The sequence below is a fragment of the Paenibacillus pinihumi DSM 23905 = JCM 16419 genome, from assembly GCF_000422505.1.
Taxonomy (GTDB): Bacteria; Bacillota; Bacilli; order Paenibacillales; family Paenibacillaceae; genus Paenibacillus_D; species Paenibacillus_D pinihumi.
This window is the reverse complement of the sequence record NZ_AULX01000006.1, coordinates 319,170-342,090: the sequence shown is the minus strand read 5'-3', so window position 1 is coordinate 342,090 and position 22,921 is coordinate 319,170. Positions and strand designations below refer to the sequence as shown.

The 22,921-nt window shown below is 51.5% G+C and carries 20 protein-coding genes; 11 read left to right on the top strand and 9 right to left on the bottom strand.

The genetic code is table 11. From position 1 onward, the window contains the following. The first annotated feature begins 338 nt into the window (after positions 1 to 338). Positions 339 to 2,060, top strand: a complete 1,722-nt coding sequence (locus H583_RS0101360; protein ID WP_028558901.1) for a methyl-accepting chemotaxis protein — start codon at positions 339 to 341, stop codon at positions 2,058 to 2,060. Between the two features lie 94 nt (positions 2,061 to 2,154). Here the strand turns inward: H583_RS0101360 and H583_RS0101355 are convergent, their stop codons facing one another. Further along, a complete protein-coding gene (locus tag H583_RS0101355; RefSeq protein ID WP_028558900.1) occupies positions 2,155 to 3,138 on the bottom strand; it encodes an HD domain-containing phosphohydrolase in 984 nt (327 codons plus the stop codon). 542 nt (positions 3,139 to 3,680) lie between these two features. On the opposite strand from H583_RS0101355, the gene H583_RS0101345 reads away from it, so the two are divergent. The 5 genes from H583_RS0101345 to H583_RS31535 all read left to right on the top strand — a co-directional run bounded on the left by H583_RS0101345 (position 3,681) and on the right by H583_RS31535 (position 9,764). Further along, positions 3,681 to 4,697, top strand: a complete 1,017-nt coding sequence (locus tag H583_RS0101345; protein ID WP_081666927.1) for an ABC transporter substrate-binding protein — start codon at positions 3,681 to 3,683, stop codon at positions 4,695 to 4,697. Between the two features lie 58 nt (positions 4,698 to 4,755). Next, the gene (locus H583_RS0101340; protein ID WP_028558898.1) at positions 4,756 to 6,081 is read left to right on the top strand and encodes an FAD-binding oxidoreductase; all 1,326 of its coding nucleotides are present in this window, start codon (positions 4,756 to 4,758) and stop codon (positions 6,079 to 6,081) included. A 61-nt stretch (positions 6,082 to 6,142) separates the two neighbouring features. Beyond that, positions 6,143 to 7,879: a CocE/NonD family hydrolase gene (locus tag H583_RS31540; protein WP_081666926.1), complete on the top strand. Its 1,737-nt coding sequence runs from the start codon at positions 6,143 to 6,145 to the stop codon at positions 7,877 to 7,879. Between the two features lie 17 nt (positions 7,880 to 7,896). Beyond that, complete coding sequence (locus tag H583_RS0101330) at positions 7,897 to 8,325, top strand: cupin domain-containing protein (protein WP_036708057.1); 429 nt, start codon at positions 7,897 to 7,899, stop codon at positions 8,323 to 8,325. A gap of 107 nt (positions 8,326 to 8,432) precedes the next feature. Beyond that, positions 8,433 to 9,764, top strand: coding sequence for an amidohydrolase family protein (locus H583_RS31535; RefSeq protein WP_081666925.1), 1,332 nt, complete (start codon positions 8,433 to 8,435; stop codon positions 9,762 to 9,764). 211 nt (positions 9,765 to 9,975) lie between these two features. Here H583_RS31535 and H583_RS0101320 read toward each other — a convergent pair whose 3' ends face one another. Beyond that, positions 9,976 to 10,485, bottom strand: a complete 510-nt coding sequence (locus H583_RS0101320; RefSeq protein ID WP_028558896.1) for a hypothetical protein — start codon at positions 10,483 to 10,485, stop codon at positions 9,976 to 9,978. Between the two features lie 888 nt (positions 10,486 to 11,373). Here H583_RS0101320 and H583_RS0101315 point away from each other — a divergent pair. Beyond that, positions 11,374 to 12,669 carry a homocysteine synthase gene (locus H583_RS0101315; protein WP_028558895.1) on the top strand — a complete coding sequence of 432 codons (1,296 nt, stop codon included), beginning with the start codon at positions 11,374 to 11,376 and terminating at the stop codon, positions 12,667 to 12,669. Positions 12,670 to 12,689: 20 nt separating this feature from the next. Next, positions 12,690 to 13,169, top strand: a complete 480-nt coding sequence (locus H583_RS0101310) for a GAF domain-containing protein (protein ID WP_028558894.1) — start codon at positions 12,690 to 12,692, stop codon at positions 13,167 to 13,169. Positions 13,170 to 13,369: 200 nt separating this feature from the next. Here the strand turns inward: H583_RS0101310 and H583_RS0101305 are convergent, their stop codons facing one another. Beyond that, positions 13,370 to 13,873 (bottom strand): GNAT family N-acetyltransferase, encoded by a 504-nt coding sequence (locus tag H583_RS0101305; RefSeq protein WP_028558893.1) that lies wholly within the window; start codon positions 13,871 to 13,873, stop codon positions 13,370 to 13,372. A 313-nt stretch (positions 13,874 to 14,186) separates the two neighbouring features. Between H583_RS0101305 and H583_RS0101300 the strand changes: the two genes are divergently transcribed. Continuing rightward, on the top strand, positions 14,187 to 16,622 hold the full coding sequence (locus tag H583_RS0101300; RefSeq protein WP_028558892.1) for a heavy metal translocating P-type ATPase: 2,436 nt from the start codon (positions 14,187 to 14,189) through the stop codon (positions 16,620 to 16,622). Positions 16,623 to 16,624: 2 nt separating this feature from the next. Here H583_RS0101300 and H583_RS0101295 read toward each other — a convergent pair whose 3' ends face one another. Continuing rightward, positions 16,625 to 16,981, bottom strand: a complete 357-nt coding sequence (locus H583_RS0101295; RefSeq protein ID WP_036708052.1) for an aminoacyl-tRNA hydrolase — start codon at positions 16,979 to 16,981, stop codon at positions 16,625 to 16,627. Between the two features lie 467 nt (positions 16,982 to 17,448). Between H583_RS0101295 and pyrH the strand changes: the two genes are divergently transcribed. Then, complete coding sequence (gene pyrH, locus H583_RS0101285) at positions 17,449 to 18,186, top strand: UMP kinase (RefSeq protein ID WP_028558890.1); 738 nt, start codon at positions 17,449 to 17,451, stop codon at positions 18,184 to 18,186. 48 nt (positions 18,187 to 18,234) lie between these two features. On the opposite strand, the gene H583_RS0101280 is transcribed toward pyrH, so the two are convergent. From H583_RS0101280 to H583_RS0101260, 5 genes are all read right to left on the bottom strand, one after another. Further along, positions 18,235 to 18,468 (bottom strand): hypothetical protein, encoded by a 234-nt coding sequence (locus H583_RS0101280; protein WP_028558889.1) that lies wholly within the window; start codon positions 18,466 to 18,468, stop codon positions 18,235 to 18,237. A 91-nt stretch (positions 18,469 to 18,559) separates the two neighbouring features. After that, the gene (locus tag H583_RS31530) at positions 18,560 to 19,273 is read right to left on the bottom strand and encodes an ABC transporter permease (RefSeq protein WP_051235831.1); all 714 of its coding nucleotides are present in this window, start codon (positions 19,271 to 19,273) and stop codon (positions 18,560 to 18,562) included. After that, the gene (locus tag H583_RS0101270) at positions 19,266 to 20,186 is read right to left on the bottom strand and encodes an ATP-binding cassette domain-containing protein (protein WP_028558888.1); all 921 of its coding nucleotides are present in this window, start codon (positions 20,184 to 20,186) and stop codon (positions 19,266 to 19,268) included. Before H583_RS0101270 ends, H583_RS31530 begins: the two co-directional genes overlap by 8 nt. An 84-nt stretch (positions 20,187 to 20,270) precedes the next feature. Continuing rightward, positions 20,271 to 21,224 (bottom strand): sensor histidine kinase, encoded by a 954-nt coding sequence (locus H583_RS0101265; RefSeq protein ID WP_028558887.1) that lies wholly within the window; start codon positions 21,222 to 21,224, stop codon positions 20,271 to 20,273. Continuing rightward, positions 21,221 to 21,928 carry a response regulator transcription factor gene (locus H583_RS0101260; protein ID WP_028558886.1) on the bottom strand — a complete coding sequence of 236 codons (708 nt, stop codon included), beginning with the start codon at positions 21,926 to 21,928 and terminating at the stop codon, positions 21,221 to 21,223. The genes H583_RS0101265 and H583_RS0101260 overlap by 4 nt, the downstream gene beginning before the upstream one ends. A 303-nt stretch (positions 21,929 to 22,231) precedes the next feature. On the opposite strand from H583_RS0101260, the gene cas5c reads away from it, so the two are divergent. Beyond that, positions 22,232 to 22,903 carry a type I-C CRISPR-associated protein Cas5c gene (gene cas5c, locus H583_RS0101255; protein WP_028558885.1) on the top strand — a complete coding sequence of 224 codons (672 nt, stop codon included), beginning with the start codon at positions 22,232 to 22,234 and terminating at the stop codon, positions 22,901 to 22,903. The last annotated feature ends 18 nt before the right edge of the window (positions 22,904 to 22,921 follow it).

Here is a 22,921-nt window from a genome sequence, read left to right as displayed (position 1 = left end):
TCAAAAATACAGTTACCGATGTGGTATATAAATGAAACTGTTATATTGAATGTACAAAGAAACCGTCCCTTTTTAAATGGTTGGATGCTCTTCCATTTTACTAAAGGAACGGTTTTTTTTGTGATTTAACAACAGGTTGGCCCCATTCTCTTTCATGACTTGATATAATAAGTAAAGTTGAGGTTTTCCCCCAGTAACATCTCCTTGTACTTGTTTAAATTTTTGACCGGCCATTCGCCGGATGAGCATGCTGCCATGAGGCGGTAATAGACCGGATTCAGCAGCAGTATGAATCATGAAAAGGCATACATATATAAAAATAAGCGGGGTCGAATTTATTGAAAAGCTTACATTTACGCATTATGCTTGTTTTTTCAGTTCTAATCATTGTTTCCGGCAGCTTGCTGGGTTACAGCATCTATTCATCATCTGTGCGGCTCATTACCCAGTCTATTGGGGAGCAAGCCCACAGTATCGCCCAGTATGCCGCCAGGCAGATTGATATTCGGCAATACCAGGAGATAACGCCCGAGACCGGTGAGACACCCTACTATACCGAGCTGCGCCTCAAATTCAATGAGCTGAGAGAGGCCAATAATCTGAAGTATCTGTACACAATGGCAGCAAGGGATAACGGCAGCAAGAAGGAATATTATTATATCGTGGACGGCCAGCCGCTGGATGCTCCCGAGGATGGCAGCTCGGAGCTGGGCGAGATTGAGATGATAGACAATCCGTACATGATTGAAGCGTTCGCTGAACGCAAGGCCCGGGTCGGGGAATTGACCAAGGATGAGGTGTATGGCGCGACGATTACCGCCTATGTCCCGATCGCAGGTCCAAACGGCGAATTTGTTGGTGTGCTGGGCGCTGATTTTGACGCCTCGAACATCTACGAACTGCTCCAGACAAATCGGCGCAATATGCTGATGATAGCCGGGGGGATATTGTTAGGGGCGGTGATTATGATTTATTTCTTCTCCAAAATGATCGTTTCCCCCATACTCAGACTTACCCGCAATATGAATACAATCGGGCAGGGAGATTTAACCGCCGCGATTGAGGTGAAAGGCAGAGATGAAATCAGCCGCCTCACGGAAGCGTTCCGTTCCATGGTGCAGGTGCTGCGGACCATGATTGAGGCGATGCGCGGCGGCTCAGGCAAGCTGCGGCAGTCTGTGCTGGAGCTGGCTCACAGCGCGGAGATGACCAATGCTTCCAGTGAGCGGATTAGCGGCCATTTGAAGGAAGCGGCAGTCAATGCTGAAGCCCAGGCGAAATACAGCAGCGAGACAGCGCGCGCAATCGGGGAGGTCGGCAGCGGAATGGAGCGGATCGCCGATACACTCTCGTATGTTGCCCGCGCTTCTGAGGGAGCAGCCGAGGTCTCCCGTACGGGTAATGGACTGATCCGGGAGGCTGTCGGGAAGATGGAGGCGATTGGACGATCCGCACAGGCGGCCTCTGGCGACATGGAGCAATTAGCTGAGCGGACTCGCGAGGTGAGCGAGATTGTCGGCGAGATCCGGGATCTGTCAGCACAGACCAATCTGCTTGCGCTGAACGCTTCGATTGAAGCAGCAAGGGCGGGTGAGCATGGTCAGGGCTTTACGGTCGTGGCGGATCAGGTGCGCAAGCTGGCTGTGCAATCTGAAGTATCCGCGAACCGCATCAGTGAACTGATGCTCGCCATGAATGAAGATACAGCCCGGGCAGTCAGCGGCGTGCGCGAGGAGACAGCACAGATAGAAGATGGCTTGTCGGCTGTACGTATGGCTGGCGGGGCGTTTGGAGACATTTTGTCCGAGGTGGAGAAGGTAGCCGGAGAAATTCAGGACATATCGGCCGTATCCGAGGAAATATCCGCAGGTACCGAGCAGGTAGTCGCTTCGGCTTCGGAAATGGAAAGTCTGTCCCGGCGCACATCTGATCATTTTAGCGGCATTGCCGCGGCTGCTGTGGAACAGCTTGATGCAGTCAAGCAGATGAAGACATCATCGGACCGGCTGGAGGAAATGTCCGCAGAGCTGGAGCAGCTGGCGAAGCAGTTCAGACTCTAAGTGAACGGGTATTCGAATGTATAGTCATAATTAAGCCGTAAAAAGCCGGCAGGCGTGAACCAAATTCACGCCTGCCGGCTTTTCGTTTATGCGGTTAAGCTTGCCGGATGATGGAGAGGAAGGACGTAATCATTTCCGGATCAAAGGCTTTGCCCTTCTGTTCTACCAGGTAAGCCAGCGCCTGCTCCTGATTCCAGATTTCTTTGTAGGGCCTGCGCGAGGTCAGGGCATCGAACACATCTACCACACTGACAATCCGTGCCTCAAGCGGAATTTCTTCTCCCTTGAGCTGATGCGGGTAGCCGGTTCCGTCCCATTTTTCATGATGATGCAAAATAATATTCCGCGCGACGGACATCTCATCCTTGAAGAAGCTGTCATTCAGCTCTGAATTGATTTTCTCCAATATATCGACGCCAATCAGGGGGTGCATCTCGACAATTTGCCGTTCATAGACCGTCAGAGGTCCGGGCTTATACAGAATGCCCTCGGGTACCCCTGATTTGCCGATATCATGCATAATGCTGGAATGGACGATGCTCTGCATATAGTCATGGTCGAGTCCGAGCGAGAGACGGTTATTATGGGCGTGGATCAGTTGTGCGGTCAACTGCTGAACCCTGGTCAGATGTTCTTCAATGGCCGGGTCCCGGATTTCACAGGAGATTGCCAGTACCTTGAGCAATACACCCTGAATGCTGCTGCGCCGCTCTTCGGCTACATAGATGCCTTCCGGAAGATGCTCAAGCTCGCGGAATACACCGATGTAATACCATGTTCCATCTGCCTGATAAGGAGTAATGGAGATCGAGGAATGCCATAATTGTCCGTTGCTTTTCTTATTAATGAATACGCCGGACCAGCCCTGCTTGCGGTTTAAGGCTGCGTGCATGCTGCTATAGGTGGAGGAGCTTGTGAATTGAGTCTTTACAATACTGGCACGGGCACCGAGAATCTGCTTCCGTTCAAAGCAGGTAATCCGTTCATAGGCTGCATTGACATCGACAATGTGGTGACGCTCATCTGTAATGATGACCGCATCTGTCAAGGCTAAAAAGGCTCGCAATGTTTCATTCATGAAATAAACTCCCCGCCTTGATTGAATTTCTGTCTTAAATTATAGGCCAAGCAGGGTCGGCACAGCAACAGGCAGGGGTCCTGTCAATGGAAAATAATAGATTTATCTATAATAGAATGCTAATGCACAAGGTTGGGTCACTACCGGCAGTCTATATGGCTGTGGCGATACTAGCAATACTTACGGATCCTGAAAGTGCACCAATGATAGTAGCAGTCGTTTAATGTCATATTAATGTTATATATATATATAAGAATTAGTTGTTTTTCTTTACTTATCTTTGTGAAAAACAGGTTTTAATGTTATGTAAATTAACATTAGTTATTGACGCCATTCTTTCAAATCGATATAATGTGTTTATCTTAGGTGAACGAATTGAATGTTTATATTGATTTTTTCAATCGAATAGTTTATTTTTACTTGAATTATTTAGATAAAATGAAATAAGTTTTATATTCTTCATTTTTGCAATTGTATTGGGCTGGTTGAACATGCTTTTTTGTTTGTTTGTAATGAAACATAACATAAAGGTGGTTTTGCTCATGATAAACAAAAAAAATCTACTGATGACATTGCTGGCTGCCATGACGCTGCTGGCCGCTTGCGGAAGCAAGACGGAGAGTGTGAATACCCCCGCTTCACCAGACGGCGGCTCCAATTCTGCTGCCGGCAAGACCACCAAAATCACCCAGGTAACCAACTGGTTTGCACAGGCTGAGCATGGCGGACTCTATGCGGCACTTGACCAAGGCTTTTACAAGGATGGCGGACTGGACATGACCATTCAGCCGGGAGGGCCGCAAATATCCGCTACCCAGATTGTTGCCTCCGGCAAAGCACAGTTTGGGATGGCGCAGGCAGATGAGCTGTTGCTTGCGAGGGAGAACGGCATTCCGCTCGTAGCGGTAGCGACGTCCTTTCAGAAGAGTCCGCAGATCCTGATGTTTCATAAAGGCGCGGGCATTCATTCACCCAAGGATCTGAACAACCGCAAGGTGTATGTGGCAAGCGGCGCGGCTTACTGGGAATATCTCAAGAAAGCGTACAAGCTGGACGGAGCCCAGGAGATGGCTTACACCGGTTCGATGGCCCCCTTCCTGGAGGATAAGAATGCCGCGATTCAAGGCTATATAACAAGCGAGCCATTTGAGATGAAGAAGCAGAATGTTGAGGTCGATTCCCTGTTGATTGCGGATGCGGGCTACTCCCCGTATGCCAATATTCTGTTCACAACCGAGCAGTACCTCAAGGATCATCCGGATATTGTAAAGGCGTACGTGGAGGCGACAGTCAAGGGGTTCAAATATTACGAGAACCATTACAGCGACATCAACAAGCTGATTCAGAAGGAAAATCCCGATCTTCCGCTTGAAAATCTGGATTATGCTGCGGGAACGATGATGCCGCTTGTATTCGGAGGAGATGCCGCATCGCACGGCCCGGGTTATATGTCCAAGGAGCGCTGGGAGGAGCTGGCGAAGCAAATGGTCGGGATCGGCATGCTGAAAACGATGCCGGATGTGACCGGGGCGTTCACAACAGAGTTTTTGCCCAAGTAACAAACAATAGCGCGAGGTTGTTCAGTTTCTATCCAATATGGCGAGGGAGTGTGTGGGCATGAGTGACAACTGGAAGACAAAGTTGCAAAATCAGCCGCATCTGGGGCTGCTGTGGGATGAGGCCTCGAGGATCAAATACTCGATGGATTATCATCATTTTTCTCCGATTCTTGTACGGGATTTGCAGGGCAGTCTTGGCGAGTGCATCGCCAGTCCGACGACGGAGGAAGAGCTGGATGAGCTGCTGGCCTTTGCAGCGCGGGAGAAGGTTCCGGTCACAGTAAGGGGGAATGGCACCGGGAATTACGGGCAGTGTGTGCCCGTCACCGGCGGCCTGGTCCTGAACTTGTCCAAGTACAACAAAATATTGGAGACCAGCGACGGAATAATGCGTGTACAGGCGGGGGCGCGCCTGGGCAAGATGGAGTCAACGGCCAGACGCGCAGGTTATGAGCTGCGCACAATGCCTTCAACCTTTCAATCGGCAACCATCGGGGGCTTCCTGTGCGGCGGCTTTGGCGGAATCGGCTCGATCCGCTGGGGGACGATCTGGGACGGCCTGGTGACCTATTTGAAAATCAAGACGGTTGAGCCGGTCCCGCGCACGATCGAGCTGTACGGCAGCGAGGTGCGACCATATTTGCATACTTATGGCACGATCGGAATTTTGGCCGAGGTGGGGATTAACCTCGCTCCCCGCATGGAGTGGATGCAATGGGCGGTTGCCTTTAACAGCTTCGCGGATGCTTTCCGCTTCGGGCGTGAAGCTGCGGAGGCGGCTGACATTGACAAGAGGCTGATTTCCGTCCACGAATGGCCGATCCCTGCCTGTTTTGAGCCGCTCAAGCTGGAGCCGGACCAGGCAGTTGTGCTGATGGAAGCGGATGAACAATCCGAGGAACAACTGCGGGCGCTAATTACGGCTCACCAGGGCAGTGTAGCGCTGAAAGTCGCAGCAGACCGCTATCATAAAGGTGTGGGAGTATCGGATTTTAGCTGGAATCATACGACACTATGGGCCCGCAAACAAAATCCGGATCTGACCTATTTGCAGCTTGGCTTTGACAATGCCCGTGCCGGGGAACAGCTTGCGCTGATGAAGCAGGAGCATCCTGAGGTGATGAACCATATCGAGTTCGCTTCTCAAGGGGGAGAGCTGCTGATTTCGGGCTTGCCGCTGCTTGCATACAAGTCGGATGAGCAAATCAACGGCATTATCCGGCGGTATGAAGAAATGGGGGTCAGCGTCAGCAACCCGCATACTTGGGATTTGGATGAGGGAGGACGCTCCTATTCAAATGAGAAGCTCTGGGCGATCAAGCGCAGTCAGGACCCGTATGAGTTGTTGAATCAGAAGAAGCTCAAGCAGGCCACGACAGGTTAGCCGGACTTGAAGAACGTAAGGCATTCTATAACAGGCTAGCTGAATCAGAGGAGGCGGAGCAATGAAATTCGGGAACGTCGCCATAGAGCGAAGGGTCCCTTGTGTGATGAGGGACGGCATTACTCTCTACGCAGATATTTATACGCCTGCTGTTCCCGGGCCGCACCCGGTGCTGCTGATGCGCCAGCCATATGGCCGGGCGCTGGCCTCGACGGTCAGCCACGCTCATCCCGTATGGTATGCGGACAAAGGGTACATGGTCGTTATTCAGGATGTCAGAGGACGGGGGGAGTCTGAGGGCTGGTTTGATCCGTTCGTTCATGAGGCTGAGGACGGCTTCGACACGGTCAAATGGGCGGCGCGGCTTCCGGGCTCAAGCGGCAAAGTCGGCATGTACGGATTTTCCTATCAGGGGCTGACCCAATGGGCGGCAGCCTCGCTCCGTCCTCCTGCTCTTGCGGCAATGGCTCCGAGCATGTGCCCGGCGGATTTGTATCACGGCATGTTCTATCCGCATGGTGCCTTCGCGCTTGGGGATCATCTGCCTTGGGCATTTCAGCTGGCACGGGATACGGCACGCAGGGCAGGTGATGATGAGGCGGTCATGCTGTGCTCCCGCATGATGCGCCAGCCGGACAATGAGCTGTGGAGCCTGCCGCTTGCCCGGAAGCATCCGGTCATGGAGCAGTATTTTCCGGCATACTACGACTGGCTTGCACATCCCTCTTACGACGCTTACTGGGCGCAGCGCAACTGGCTGCCTGAACTGCTGGCATCACCAATCCCCGCGCTACAGATTGGAGGCTGGTACGACAGCTTCCTGATGGGGACGTTGCAGTCCTATGAAGCCTTGCAGGAGCTTCCGCGGACCCGGGAATGCTTCCACCGGCTCATTGTTGGCCCGTGGTCGCATATTCCGTGGGGGCGGAAGGCGGGCGGTGTCGATCATGGAGCGGATGCCATGGGCGGCATCCATATGGAACAGGTCCGATGGTTCGACTACTGGCTCAAGGGCAGCCGCGATATAGAGTTGTTTGAGGAGCCGCCTGTCCGTTATTTTGAACGGGGAAGCCTTTCATGGAAGGCAGCGGAACGGCTGCCTGCATTGTCCGGCGAGAAGCCTGGCCGCCTGCTGTTCCTGTCCGGGTCGCAGGAGCCGGCAAATGGTGCGCTTGGCGGCGGACTTCTGACGGCATCCGGCGAGGCGATTCTGCCTGCTGCTCCCGACGTATTTGTCTACGATGCGAGATTGCCGATGCGCTCGGAAGGGTATCTGCCGGCAGACCGCAGCGCGCAGCAGGACAGGTTCGAAATTCTCGTCTATACAGGTGAACCGCTCAAGGACAGTCTGTCTTTGTTCGGTGTCCCGAGTGTCGAAGCGTGGGTTCAGGTACTGTCCGGGCCGACGGATCTGGTGGCCGTCTTGTCTGTTGTGGAGGAAAGTGGAGCCGCCCGCTTCCTGTCTGTGGGGCGGACGGAGATTGTGCAGGGAGATGGAGGGGCGGACGATGGCTGGGTGAAGGCGGTCATTGCCATGCGCCCATTGGCAGCCGAGCTTCCCGCCGGAAGCGCGCTCCGTCTGGAACTGAGCGGGAGCGCCTTCCCGCTGTTCACACGCCACCCTAACGGAGAGAATGGGGTTCGCCACACTGCCGGTGAAGGGGCGATGAATATGGCGTCTGTTGCGGTATCGAGCCGTCAGGATCGTCCATCCTGGATAGGGCTGCCGCTGCAAGGCGGGGGAGAGCAGCAAATGCTGAACTGGCAGAGAGATGTTATTGAAACTCAATTCATATAGAGAAAGGCAGATGTGTGATGGTTATTCCAGGCTTGGTTGCAGGGCATTTCGAGGATTGTCCGGTCTATAAAATTTCCGAAAAGGATACGAACAAATTCGTGCTCCTGTGCGACAGGGGACAGGTTCCTTTCGTCTCCTTCATTGAAATCTTTGATGTGGGCGGCAGAACGCCATCCAATGAGCATAAGGAAGCGTATGAGTATTTTTATGTGCTTAAGGGTGAGGGCGAAGCCAAGGTTGGTGATTATAGCACCCCGATCCGCCAGGGTTCATTTATTATTGTTCCTCCCGGCAATCATCATGATATTATCAATACTGGCAGCGAAAAGCTCTATACACTGACCACCATGGTTCCGGATGAGAATTTCTCCGATCTGATCAAGTCAGGCCCGAGGGTGAGCCTGGATGAGGAGGATCTGGAGGTGCTGCGCAAGCTGGGCTCCTGAACGTTCGTGCCCTGAAAGAGTGCCGTGCATGTATAGATTGGATGCATCCCGGGGCATCAGGGCATCCGATCTTGCCTGTAGTTTAATAGAGAGAAGAGGGTTGCGTAATGGAAGGTAAGAGATTGCATATCATTAACGCGGCTTTACCGTCTGTCGAAGGAGAGAGCAGCCAGTGTGGACAGACGGCGGGGCTCTACGAGCTGACTGCCGCAGGCGGCGTCTGGCAGTCGATAGAGAGGCAGAATGGCATAAATCCGGGGCAGCCCGGATTTATTTGTTTGGAGTCGTATGGAACCAATGTCTCGGAGCTTAACGAAGCGGTCTGTCTGGATTTACAGGGCAAACTGCTGCTGCCGGGACTAGTGGATGTTCATATGCATTTGGATAAGGCGTTCTCGCTGGAGTCTGCTGGCAATAAGAGCGGCACTCTTTTGGAGGCGATTCATAATTACAGCCATGCGGTGCAAGGCTTCACCAAGGAAGCGATCAAATCACGGATGATCAAGGCGGCGCTCATGGCACTGTCCTACGGAACGACTACAGTACGCAGCCATTTGGATTTCCATTTGGCGGGGGGCAAGGAGCTTGCATTCCGAACGATCGAGGCTGCGTTGGAGGCAAGAGAGGCGCTTCATGGAAAAATGAAAATCGAATATGTCCTTATGACGCCTTACCGTGAACTGGATTTGATTCAGGATGCGGTCAGAGAAGCGCTGGATATGGGCATTGATCTCATTGGCGGAGCACCCCATCTTGCGCCAGATCCGCAAGCGTCAATTGACTTTATCTATAAAATGGCTGAGCGGACAGGCAAGCCTGTCGATCTGCATGCGGATGAGAGTGATGACCCTGCTGCCCGTACAGTCGTCGAAATTGCCCGCATGACCAAGCAGTATGGGATGCAGGGCCGGGTAACTGTTGATCATTTATGCTCATTGTCAGCGATGACGGAGCCGGATGCAGAGGCGGTTATTCAGGAAATGGCTGATGCCGGGATATATGCGGTGACTCTGCCTGCGGTCAACCTGTATTTGCAGGGAAGAGGGGATAAAGGGCTGGTGCGCAGAGGGACAACACGCATTCGCGAACTGCTGGATGCCGGAATCGGGCTGGCTGCAGCATCTGATAATATTCAGGACCCGTTCCATCCGTATGGCCGTGGCGATTTGGCCCAGATTGCTGCGATGACCTCATACACCTCCCATATGGGCGGCGCGGCGGACATGCAGCGCATCCTCTCCATGATTACCACGATTCCGGCAACTATTATGGGATTGAAGACGTATGGAATTGCACCGGGCAATCCTTGTGAGATGGTCATAACCGGAGAGGATACGCTTCAGCAGTTCTATTCCGGCACGGCTCCCAGCCGCTGGGTGTACTCGCAGGAACAGTGGCAGGCTGTTACTGTTCACAGCCGCAGTTATATCGACAGATGATCCGGCGCAGCGCGTATCGGGATGCAGCGGCTATAGCTTGCAGCTGATAAAGAATCCCGGACAGACAATGCGGCAAAAATGTCTTAGTCTGCACCAGAGCTGGCTGGACACGGTGGCCACATCGTTGCATAAGATGTGCTGGAGCCGTTTGAATAGGCATGCTGAATCAGGCGTCGTGTGTCTAAGACGGAATTAGGGAGCGAAGGTGCTGTTACTGCCTTTTCTGAACGGCGGCAGACTTGTAGTAGAGCGAGGAACGGTTCAGTTTGAGCAGCTCCGTCTGCACATTCAGTGGAAGCTCCCGGCATTGATAGTCAACCCAGTTGGAGCGCTCTTTGCGGGAGGTGTTGGCAGCCAGCGTCGTCTTCAGCCAGTCGAGTTGGGCGGATTTCTTGTCCAGGGCTGCCTGTGTGCCTGTGAGCTGCTGCTGCAACTGGGCCTGGTTGTCCCGCAGCTGTTCCTGGCCTTGCAGTAATTTGCCGACGAAGGTTGCCGCCTGCTGTTCCCAACGGTTAATGCGCTCGACAGATATGCCAAGCTCCTGCGCATATTGGGCGGCTGATTTTTTGTTTTGCCAAATATCCATATACACGTTTAGTTTCTCTTCCGGTGTAAACCACGTTTTGTCGTTTGTATGCAGTGAAGGTGACGGTGCGGAGTACGTAATCATTTGCAATTGAAGCAGCTCCTCTCCCTGGTTTAAAGAATGAATTCCTGTCATTGCCTTCTCTTTTTCTAACTATTCACCTTTATTTAGTCGGAATTAACTTATGACTTATCCATAATATGAAGAGCCTCTTCCCGGAAGTGCAAGAAGAGGCTCTATTCATGAAGAACAGGCTGCCTCTACAAACGCATGCTGCAATGCAGAGCCGGCACAGTTCTGATGGTTCAGTCACTTGTGTGGTTCAGGTTGGTACTTAATCTACCATCCCGGATTTGTCTTGTCAAGGCTCGATTTGCCTGATTTTGGCTTGAGGGTGGACCATCGGGAAAGGAGAAGGTCTTCAGGCAAAATTGAATTGGCCGGCATGCTTCCGGACAGGTTGTTCAACTGGTGATCTCTCATTTCAGGTCAAAGACTAGAAAAAAAACCAAATCCAATTTTAGACAATTTATAGAGGGGAAGTCAGGGCTCAACGAGCCATACAGGTTGAATATAAAAACGGAACCCGGATAGCCGGATAGTGAAAGGATTATGGAGAAGGGGAGTGCTCGCCGTCGTTCCCGGATTTTCTCTTTATCTATCGTTCATTTCTTGTCTAAATGCTGTTCAAAGTGAAAATAATGTCTTTAAACCAACTTTACTTATAGGAATTATTGTAATAACATCAACATACAGTATTAAATGCCAGCAGTATTCTTCAAATTGCCTGGCACTATTAATGAATGGCTCCTCATCAAAAGCCAGGCGATTAATTAGCTTGGGATATATGCAATGAGCGTATAGCGGATTTGAGGCAGTCAGAAAGAAGTTAAATCGGGTTGGTGTCAGGCCTGTACAGGCAAAGATCCGGCGGATGCCGGTGCGGCGTTGTCTGTCCGGGATTTTATACAGCTGCAAGCAGAACAGGAAATTATTCTTAATTGTACCGGGAGGTTTTTACCTATGGCAGAAGAGAGACAATATTTACCTGAAACGTTGGCGATTCATGCCGGACAGCAGATTGATCCGACTACACAGGCACGGGCAGTGCCGATTTACCAGACAACATCCTACGGCTTTAAGGACACGGAGCATGCCGCAGACTTGTTCAGCCTGAAGGAAGAGGGTAATATTTATACACGGGTTGGCAATCCGACGACGGCTGTGTTTGAGCAGCGGGTTGCGGCTTTAGAGGGCGGCGCAGGAGCGCTCGCTGTCGCATCCGGCGCTGCGGCCATTACGTATTCCATATTGAACATTGCTTCGTCAGGTGATGAGATTGTCTCCTCTGCGAGTTTGTATGGCGGCACTTACAACCTGTTTTCCACGACATTGCCGAAGCTGGGCATTAACGTCAAATTTGTCGATTCTTCAAGCCCGGACAATTTCCGCGGTGCGATCACGCCGAAGACCAGGGCGATTTTTGCCGAATCAATCGGCAATCCGCGCGGAGACGTACTGGATATTGAAGCTGTAGCGGCAATCGCACATGAACATGGCATTCCGCTTATTATAGACAATACGTTCCCGAGCCCGTATCTGTTGCGTCCGATCGATTATGGCGCTGATATCGTCGTGCACTCGGCAACGAAATTCATCGGCGGCCACGGGACGACAATTGCGGGAGTTATCGTGGACGGGGGCAAGTTCGACTGGGCGCAAAATGACAAATTTCCGGGTCTGACGACACCTGATCCGAGCTACCATGGACTTGTGTATACGGAGGCGGTTGGAGAGCTTGCTTATATTATCAAAGCCCGTGTACAACTGCTGCGGGATTTGGGCGCATCATTGTCGCCGCTTAGTTCATTCCTGCTGCTGCAGGGGCTGGAGACGCTGCATCTTCGTCTGGAGCGCCATAGTGAGAATGCGCTGGCGGTGGCCCGATTCCTGGAGTCGCAGGACGCGGTGGAGTGGGTCAGCTATCCGGGACTGGAAAGCCACGCTTCCTATGAACTTGCCCAGAAGTATTTGCCGAAGGGGCAGGGAGCGATTATCAGCTTCGGAATCAAGGGCGGAGTGGAAGCAGGCAAGAAGCTGATTCATGGCGTACAGCTATTTTCTCATCTGGCGAATGTGGGAGACTCCAAATCGCTCATTATCCATCCGGCGAGCACAACGCATCAGCAGCTTGGAGAGGCAGAGCAGCTTGCATCCGGCGTTACACCGGGGCTGATCCGGCTGTCCGTCGGAACGGAAGCGATTGACGATATTTTGTATGATCTGGAGACAGCCATCAAGCTCAGCCAATCCGAATAAGGATTCAAAGGAGCGGTTCTATGTTTTCCAAAGCAAGCTATTCCGGAACAAGGGAAGAGAATTATGAGCTGCTGTTGAAGCAGCTTCAACATTTGATTGAGGACGAACCGGCCCCGATTGCGAATTTGGCGAATGCGGCGGCCTTGTTGAATCAGTTTTTAGACGATGTCAATTGGGTCGGCTTTTATTTGCTGGAAGGCGAGGATCTGGTGCTCGGGCCTTTTCAGGGACTTCCTGCCTGTACCCGCATCCCTTCCGGCAAAGGGGTGTGCGGCACGGCAGTAGCCAAGGAAGAAGCACAGCTTGTTCCTGATGTACATCAATTCCCCGGGCATATAGCCTGTGACGGAGCGACCAATTCCGAGCTTGTCATCCCGTTGAGCAAGGACGGCAGGACGGTTGGCGTGCTGGACGTTGACAGTCCTTCATTTGAACGCTTTGACCAGCTTGATCTGGACTATTTGACACGGTTTAATGAAATTCTTAGTCCGTATGTGTAAGTTGAAGGCAGTATCATGCTGGCTTCCAGCCGGAACGCATGGCCTTAAGACTCCTTTCTCACTTTAGCGTGAGAGGGAGTCTTTTCATTTAAGTATGAATATACAGAGCAGGGGTACCAGGCAGGGTGCCACAGGTTTGCGGGGAACGATACTGTGCGGTTAAAGGCACCGGCACCCGTTTGCAATTAAACCGGAATGGTTCAAAGCTGCTTGCCCAAAATAACGAGGTCGCGCTTGATGCCATCAAGCACGGCAACCTCCGGCAAATGTCCGTATTGGGTAAAGCCATATTTGCGAAGCAAAGCGAGGCTTGGTTCATTAAGACCAAATACGAAGCCGAGCAAATTGTTGATGCCAAGCTGCGGGCACTGCTGCATCACATGCTCCAGCAGCATCTTGCCGATGCCTGTCCCGCGGGCGGCTTCAGCGACATAGATACTGAATTCAGCAGTGCCGGCATAGGCGGGGCGGCCATAGAAGGCGCTGAGGCTTGCCCAGGCAATCAGCTTCTCATCCTTGATAGCGACCCAGATTGGATGCTTGTCCGGTGTATGGTTCGCGAACCAGTCCATCCGGCTCTCCACGGTGACAGGCTCCAAATCCGCCGTTACATTTCTGGAAGGAATCGTGGAATTATAGATGGAGACGATTTCCGGCAAATCCGCTTCTGTCGCATATCTGATTGTAAAGTCAGTGGCACTCATTGTATGTTCGCTCCTTATTCGGCAGGTTCATTTCCGGCTGTTTGCTCTGATAGACATGATGCATGTTCCAAGCTCACGTTCGTTCTAAATCAGCCTAATGCTAATGCTCATATTCATATGAAAGCTGATTGTCTTGAGCATAATTGTATCATGAAACGAGCGCCATATGTCCGGGATAAAGCTGATTTGTTTCATGTATATTGTGTTATACTATACTACATAGGGGTATGATGCCGAGATTAAATATTATTTTTTATCTCCTTGACATACATAAGGGGGGTATCGTATATTGAAATAAAGAGAGGTGAGCGTAATGGAAAAAGCGAATAGTCAGCCGCAAAGCACGGAACGGCAACAGCAGCTCAGAATTACAGGGATGACCTGTGCGGCCTGTGCCGGAAGGATAGAGAAGGGCTTGTCCCGGATGGAAGGTGTGCGCAGCGCAGTCGTCAATCTGGCTACAGAGCAAGCTTCGGTTGTCTACGATGCGAATGCCTTGGACCGCAAGAAGCTCGAGGATAAAATAGAAGCTCTGGGTTATGGAACGGTGCAGGATAAGGTAGATCTGCAGATCGGAGGTATGACGTGCGCAGCTTGTGCGACCCGGATTGAGAAAGGTCTCAACCGCCTTCCGGGCATTCAGACGGCTTCCGTCAATCTGGCACTGGAGACTGCCCATGTCGAATATGACAGCAGTGAAGCCAGTGTTGCGGATATCATCCGCAAGGTGGAGCAGATTGGCTATAAGGCGTCGCTAAAAGCGGATCAGGCCGAAGCGGGAGATCATAAGCAAGAAGAAATCAAGCGTCAGAAGCGCCGGGTGATTGTATCGGCAATCTTGTCCTTCCCGTTGTTATGGGCGATGGTCAGCCATTTCTCCTTTACTTCGTGGATCTGGCTTCCGGATATATTCATGAACCCGTGGGTGCAATTTGCCCTGGCTGCCCCGGTGCAGTTCATTATCGGACGGATCTTCTACATCGGTGCGTATAAGGCACTGCGCAATGGCAGCGCGAATATGGATGTGCTCGTCGCACTCGGAACCTCGGCGGCATTCTTTTACAGTTTATACCTGTCCATCAACAGCATCGGTCACGGTCACCACAATGTTGAGCTGTATTATGAGACGAGTGCAGTTCTCATTACGCTCATATTGCTCGGCAAGCTGTTTGAAATGCTCGCCAAAGGCCGCTCTTCCGAAGCGATCCGCTCGCTTATGAGCTTGCAGGCGAAGTCAGCACTGGTTATTCGTGACGGGCAGGAGCAGCTTATTCCGATTGAAGAGGTTGTCGCGGGAGACCGGCTGAAAGTAAGACCCGGCGAGAAAATACCGGTAGACGGCGAGGTGCTTGAAGGCAGTTCCGCTGTAGATGAATCGATGCTGACGGGGGAAAGTCTGCCGGTATCCAAGCGTCAGGGCGATAGCGTAATCGGGGCAACCTTGAACAAGAACGGATCGCTGACCATTCAGGCGACCAAAGTAGGCAAGGATACGGCACTGGCCCAAATCATCAAAGTCGTCGAGGAGGCTCAAGGCTCCAAGGCTCCGATTCAACGGATCGCTGATGTGATCTCCGGCATTTTTGTTCCGATTGTTGTGGGCATCGCCGTTGTCGTCTTTCTGCTGTGGTATTTCTTCATTGAGAAGGGGAATTTTGCAGGTGCGCTGGAAAAAAGCATTGCCGTGCTCGTCATCGCTTGTCCGTGTGCGCTTGGCTTGGCTACGCCAACCTCGATTATGGCAGGCTCGGGACGGGCGGCAGAGACCGGAATTTTATTTAAAGGCGGCGAGCATCTGGAGGGCGCACACAAAATCACAGCCGTTCTGCTGGATAAAACAGGAACTGTCACAAACGGCAAGCCTGAGCTTACCGATTACAAATCTGCACAAATGGAAGAGAGCAGATTCCTGGCGGTTGTCGGAGCTGCTGAACTTGGTTCAGAGCATCCGCTTGCTGAAGCGATTGTGGCAGGAGTACGTGCCAAAGGAATTACACTCTCAGAGCCGTCTGACTTTGAAGCGATCCCCGGCTATGGTGTACGGGCGACTGTAGACGGCAGCGAGGTACTGGTCGGAACGCGCAGGCTGATGGAGAAGCATGGGGTAAAGGTACAGCAGGTCGAGCAGGAGATGGTCCGGCTCGAAGGGGCAGGCAAGACCGCCATGCTGGCGGCAGTGGATGGCGAGTACGCGGGAATAATTGCCGTGGCGGACACCGTCAAGCCGACCTCCAAGGAAGCTGTGCGCAAGCTGCGCGGGCTTGGCCTGAAGGTCATCATGCTGACAGGCGACAATGAGCGCACCGCCAAGGCAATCGCAGCCGAGGTGGGCATCGAACACGTTGTCGCAGAGGTGCTTCCTGCCGGCAAAGCGGATGAGGTCAAGCGCCTGCAGCAGGAAGGCCACAAGGTTGCGATGGTTGGTGACGGTATTAATGATGCCCCTGCACTGGCGACTGCGGACCTGGGAATTGCCATTGGCACCGGAACGGATGTCGCCATGGAAGCGGCGGATGTTGCCCTGATACAAGGGGACTTGAACAAGATTCCCGATGCGCTATTCTTGAGCAAGCGGACGATGGTGAATATTAAGCAAAACCTGTTCTGGGCGCTTGCTTATAATGTTATCGGCATTCCTGTAGCAGCCGCAGGCTTTCTGGCCCCGTGGCTGGCAGGAGCGGCGATGGCGCTCAGCTCCGTATCGGTCGTGCTCAATGCGCTTCGTCTGCAGCGTGTGAAGTTGAAATAATTCTACAGCTCTCTCAGGCCTTCGAGCAGAGGAGCGGCATCATCCCGGTTCATAGGCGGCAAGGCAACGATTGTCAATGGCGCTTCTTCTCCCCGGCTTAGCTGTCCGTCGCGGACAGACAGGTAGCCGCGCTCGGCAAGCTGGAGCACCTGCTGCTCGGAGCCTGTCAAGACGGTTTTGCGCTGACCGGTTTCGAGCCAGGAACGAAATGCTTCTTGCTCCTTGCCGTTCAGCAAATAATGCAGCGCCAATGTAGTTGCAGCATGAGCGACCTGAACAGCAGTTGTGCCGGGGGACAGATTCAGGTCACGATTTAGAATGTAATATTGGATCCATTCCGGCTGGTTGGTTTCTGTCATAGATTCATAATCTCCTTTTTAACGAAATAGTACTGGGATTCAACATGTAACGGCATTGTCAGGAGCACCGGAGCAGCAAATCCGGTCCTGGACAAGCTTCATGCACCCCTTCAGCCCTGATCCGGGCTGCTATGATCTATTTGTATCGATTGCGGGAGGCAATTATGACAGTTGATTTTTACCCGGGCTAAGGATAAAATAAATTGATGAAAAAAATGAATGAAGCGGGGTGGGAGTATGAGGAGAAAACCGTGGGACTGCAATGATCCGGCTGTGTTGATCTTTCATATTTCCATTCCGTTCAAACACTAAAGCATTTATTGCTTTAGTGTTTTTTTATTTTACAGACGAAATGTAGGACGTTGCCTGTCGGATATTGTCTTTTTTTGTGCGAAACACTGCTGCATGAATGATCACAGGTTCAAAGCTGCGGCAGCCGTTTACGCTTCACTCGGAGGTGCATGGAAATGAACAGGTACAAGAGGGTGCTCATTAAACTAAGCGGCGGTGCAGTAGCCGGTCAAACGGAATTTGGCTTCGAGCCGGAGAGTCTGGATCATATCGCCAATGAAATTATGTCCGTGGTCAGTCTTGGTGTAGAAGTATCCCTTGTGATAGGCGGCGGCAATATCTTCCGCGGGAATATGGCGGAGCATTGGGGCATCGAGCGGGCTGAGGCGGACAATATCGGGACGCTGGCTACAGTCGTCAACAGCCTGATGCTGCGTGGTGTTCTCAAAGCGAAAACGGACAAAGAAGTGCGTGTCATGACAGCTCTGCCTATTGCCTCTGTCGCCGAGCCGTATATCCGCCTAAGAGCTGTTCACCACCTGGAAAAGGGCTACATTGTCATCTTCGCAGGCGGGAACGGGCAGCCCTATGTCACAACAGACTACCCTTCGGTGCAGAGAGCAATTGAGGTTGGCTGCGATGCCCTGCTTGTTGCCAAACAGGGGGTAGACGGTGTTCTGAGTGCAGACCCGAAGTATGACAAGACAGCCCGTAAATACAAGTCCCTCCATTACAATGATGTGATCCAGCATAATTTGAAGGTCATGGACCAGTCGGCCTTCATTCTTGCCAGAGACTATCATTTGCCGATGCATGTATTCAATTTTGACAAGCCGGGAACGATGAGAGAAATTTGCGAGGGGAAAAATAACGGGACATACATTAGCGGCGATTCTGCGCTTGTATTGGAATAATTCATCCGAAATTGTTCGCCTATATGGTACAGCGGCCAGCGTATGCAATCAAATTGTGCACCATACCGAATCAGAAAAGGAGCACCCGGGAAAGTGCTCCTTTTCATTTGATTGTTCCCGCAGCTCCAGTCTCATCCGCTCCGCTTCCTCGACCGTCAGTACCCCGATATGCTTGACCAGCCGGTGCTTTCTCCGGCCGTGTTCATCCGTGTAGGCCGCGACGACCCGGTAATAATGATAAATCTTTCCGTTGCGTACAACCGTCTGTTTTTTCAGGAACATACCCGTACTCCTTTCTTGAAGCTTATTCGATGTTGGGGACGTTTCGGGGACGTTTATTTGCTAATCAAGGGGACGGGAGAAAGATGATGTCCTAGTTAATGTCCACCGTATTAATATTGCGAATGGTAATGATCACTACGATTATTCCTGCAATCGCAGTCAGCAGAGGAATGACAATGAACTGGTTCAAACTGAAACCATGCGTATTCTGGTTCAGCAGGCAGGCTACAATAACTGCGGACAGAATGGTGGCGGTCGCAGAGTGCTTGCGCATGCCGAAATAGAGCGGGATCATGCCGATGCCGGCTGAACAGACGGATCCTGCAATAAGCATCGAGAAACCTCGAATGATAATTGCAGCAGACAGCGGCTCCGGTATGACCTTAACGTACATCTCCGAAATCAGCATTAGCCCCCCGATCAGACCACCGCTCACCATAGACCCGATGAATATCCATGCGGCAACAATAATAAGCTTGGCGGCGATAATTTTCCGGCGGCTGACCGGATAGGTAAACATCAAATAGATGGTCTTGTTCCGGAATTCGCTAATGATGAGCCGGGATATGAGTGTAGCACCTAAGACAATATAGGCAATATTGACAAGGGTTCCAATAATAGAAAATGCTTCTGTATATGTATTAAAGAGAGTCGTACCATCACCTTCAATTCCGTTTTCGAACAGGAAATGGTCAAAATAAAAAAATGCGAACAGCGCAGTAAGAACAAGCGTGACGATGAGCGATCTGACGAGCATGCGGGCCAGCCTGTATTTTCTGAATTCCAGTCTGATCAGATTAAGCATGGAGGCCGCTACCCCCGATCAACTGCATAAAGTATTCCTCAAGCGACTGTTTTTTCCGGTTAATGGATTCAATCGGCACATCATGCATAATGAGTTGCCTGGACAGCTCGGATTGCGGTATTTCAAGGTCATAAATGCGGATCATTGACTCTCCATAGAGCTTGAAATTCGGCAGCTTCAGGTGATGCTCCAGTACAAAGACTGCCTTGAGCCGGTCGGATGTCTGAATTTCGATATATTCGGTATCCATGCCGCGAATTTCATCCATGGCAACTTCCCGAATCTGTTTCCCTTTATCCACTACACAGATTGTATCAGCGATTTGCTCCATTTCGCCCAGAATGTGGCTGGAGATGATGAGCGTCATGCCGTACTCCTTGCTCAACCGGTAAAATAAATTACGCATCTCGCGAATGCCTACAGGATCGAGCCCGTTGATCGGCTCATCCAGAATGAGCAGCTCCGGCCGTGTCGTAATGGCCCGTGCGATACCGAGCCGCTGCTTCATACCCAATGAAAATTCCCTCACCGGTTTTGTATCCACATCTGCAAGCTGAACGAGCTCAAGCGATTCATGAATGGCTTTCTTATTATAGAAGCCCATATATTCACAGTGAAGCTCCAGATTATCGATTGCGGTCAGCTTGTCATAGAAAACCGGAAACTCAATGATACTGCTCATCCGTTTCAGTATGTCATAGGGCGCTGAGGCGAGGTTCTGTCCGAAAATTTCAATTTCCCCGCTTGTCGGTTTGACGAGTGTGGTGAACATGCGCATCAGCGTCGTTTTGCCGGCCCCGTTTGGTCCCAGAATCCCGTAAATTTCTCCTGTTTTGACTTGCATATTGATGCCGGAAACAATCTCCCTGCCACGAACAGATTTGGTCAGTCTGGATGTCTGCAATAAGTGCATCTCCGCAGCCCCTTTCGATTTTGATTATACGTCCATCATAGCGGAGGGGATTTTCTTTTCTATTACTCAATTCTTAAGAAATTCTTACTCTGCTCTTTTCCCTTCAATCATTCGGTGAAGCTTGACCGTAAAAACGGTCTCTTCGAACGGTCTGCTGCGCAGTTGAATGCTCCCTTGCAGCTTATCGGCCAGCCGCTTCGTAATTGTAAGGCCGAGGCCGCTGCCCTGATAGGATTTATTCCGTGAATCTTCCAGCGTATACATGCGCTCAAACACCTGATTCTGATCCTTCTCGGCAATACCTTTGCCTTTGTCTGTCACATCGATATATACCGAATCTTTGTCGGCCCGAAGAGCCAGTCCCAGCATTCGTCCGTCCCGTCCGTAACGGATGGCATTGGAGAGCAGATTGTTCAAAATCCGCTTCAGAGCTTCCTCATTGGCAAAGGCATAAAGGGGTGTATCCGGGATATCGATCCTCACCTCGAATTGTTGTGCGCTTAATGTCTCATAGAACTCCAGAATGCTCTGCCTGCACAACTCATTCAACGCAATACGTGATAAGGGAAGATTCTTGTCTGCGGACTCCAGAACGGCCAGATCGAAGAATTTGTTGATAAGTGACAGCACCTCCAGTGCCTTGCGGTTCACCTTGTCCAGCATGTAGCGGCGTTCTTCCGGCGGCATGTCCGGCGTATGATGCAGTGTCTCAATATAGCCGACGACGACGGTCAGCGGAGTTTTTAAGTCATGGGAGATATTAGAGAGCATCCGTTTCATCGACATCTCCGTCTTGGCATATCCCGCTGTTGCTTCCTGATTGGCTTCAAGCAGGTGATTCACAGCACGGAGCAGCTCACGCAGAATCGGCTCGTCCGTCATCATCAGCAGCTTCTCTCCGCGATGGCTGTCTCCGGTGATCTGTTCCAGCTTGTCCGAGATATAGCGGATATCGGACCGCAATTTACGCGACGACATATATTGATACCCATTAAAGGAAAGCAGGACGATGACAACCGTTATTAGCAAAGCTGTCATGACTGGAATTCGCCCAGCTTGTAGCCGATGCCCCATAGTGTAAGGATATAGCGGGGAACGGATGGATCATCCTCGATCTTCTCCCGGAGCCGCCGCATATGTACATTAATGACGTTCTCGTCCCCGTAATAAGCATCGCTCCATACTGACTGATAGATTTGCGCTTTTGTATATACCCGGCCAGGGCTTGTGACGAACAGCTTCAGAATATGAAACTCTTTGGCGGTCAGCTTAATAGCCTCTCCCCGGCGGGTCACCGTGAAATTGGAGAGTTTCATCTCCAGCTCATGAACCCGGATGATGTCAGATGGAGCAGCAGGAGGCTCCGGACGGGAATAGCTGGTGGCACGGCGGAGCGCAGCCCTGATTCTGGCTGTCAGTTCGATCATGGAGAAGGGCTTGGCAATATAGTCATCCGCTCCGAAGCCAAGGCCAAGCGCCTTGTCTGCTTCACCGTCCTTCGCCGATAAAATAAGTACCGGGATAACGCTCGTCTCGCGCACCTGCTTGAGAAACTCCATTCCATTCAGCTTAGGAAGCATCATATCCAGCAGAATCAGGTCGTAACAACCGGAGGCAAACAGGGCGGCGGCCTCAGCTCCGTCATAGGCGGCGGTAATCGTGAAGCCTTCCTTGACCAGATAGCGCCGGACCATCTCGCTGATTTCCGTATCATCTTCTACGAGCAATATATGGGCTTGCATGATAATCTCCTTTGTCGTGTAGCACTGGAATAATTAACTACCATTATGTGAGACTTTGGAAGTTTTGTACAGAGATACCGGGCTGGAATGGGGGAGGAACGGCAGAGAAGGGGCATACAGGCAGAGTGGAGGCGCTTACAGACATATGCGACAAATGACATTGCAAAACGATTTAGTCTAGTAAAATCATACTACACATATAGACCTATACCGAGTATACTAAAAGAGTATATTCCAAAACTGGAAGGGGGAGGTAAGGTACCATTAACGCTTTACGGCTTTATATTTAGGGGAGGAGAAATAATGGGGTACGGAATCCGGCTTCTGGTTTGGGGAAGCTATGCTTGCTTTGCCCGTCCGGATTATAAGGATCAACGGGTAAGCTATGATGTAATGACTCCTTCTGCTGCGAGGGGAGTATTGGAATCGATTCATTGGAAGCCGGCGATCCGTTGGATTGTGGATCGGATTGATGTTATCAATGAAATCCGGCTGGAGAGAGTTTCACGAATAGAGATGGATCAGGCGGTAGCGGTATCCGGCATTAGAGAGCCGATGAGCGCCAAGCGTCCTCTATTGTCTCCGGTGCTCACGGAGGAGCAGAGTGATCAGGAGAGCCTGCTGCTGCGGGATGTGAAGTATGTCATTCATGCGCATTTTGACATGACGGAGCGTGCGGGAGAGCAGGATCATCCGGAGAAGCACTATAATATTTTTCTGCGGCGTGCCCGCAAGCGTCAGTGCTTTTACCATCCGTATCTCGGGAGCAGAGAGTTCCCGGCCTTTTATACCCTGCTTGAGGACCAGGATGTTGCCCCGGTGTCTTATTATAAGGAGCAGCCCGACCGGGACCTGGGATGGATGCTGTGGGATCTGGATTTTAAGCAGAATATGAAGCCTTTGTACTTCCGGGGAGCGATGAAGAAAGGAATGATCGCGGTACCGGATTTACATCAGAAGAATTTGAAATCATAATGTGTCTTATGAGAGTCT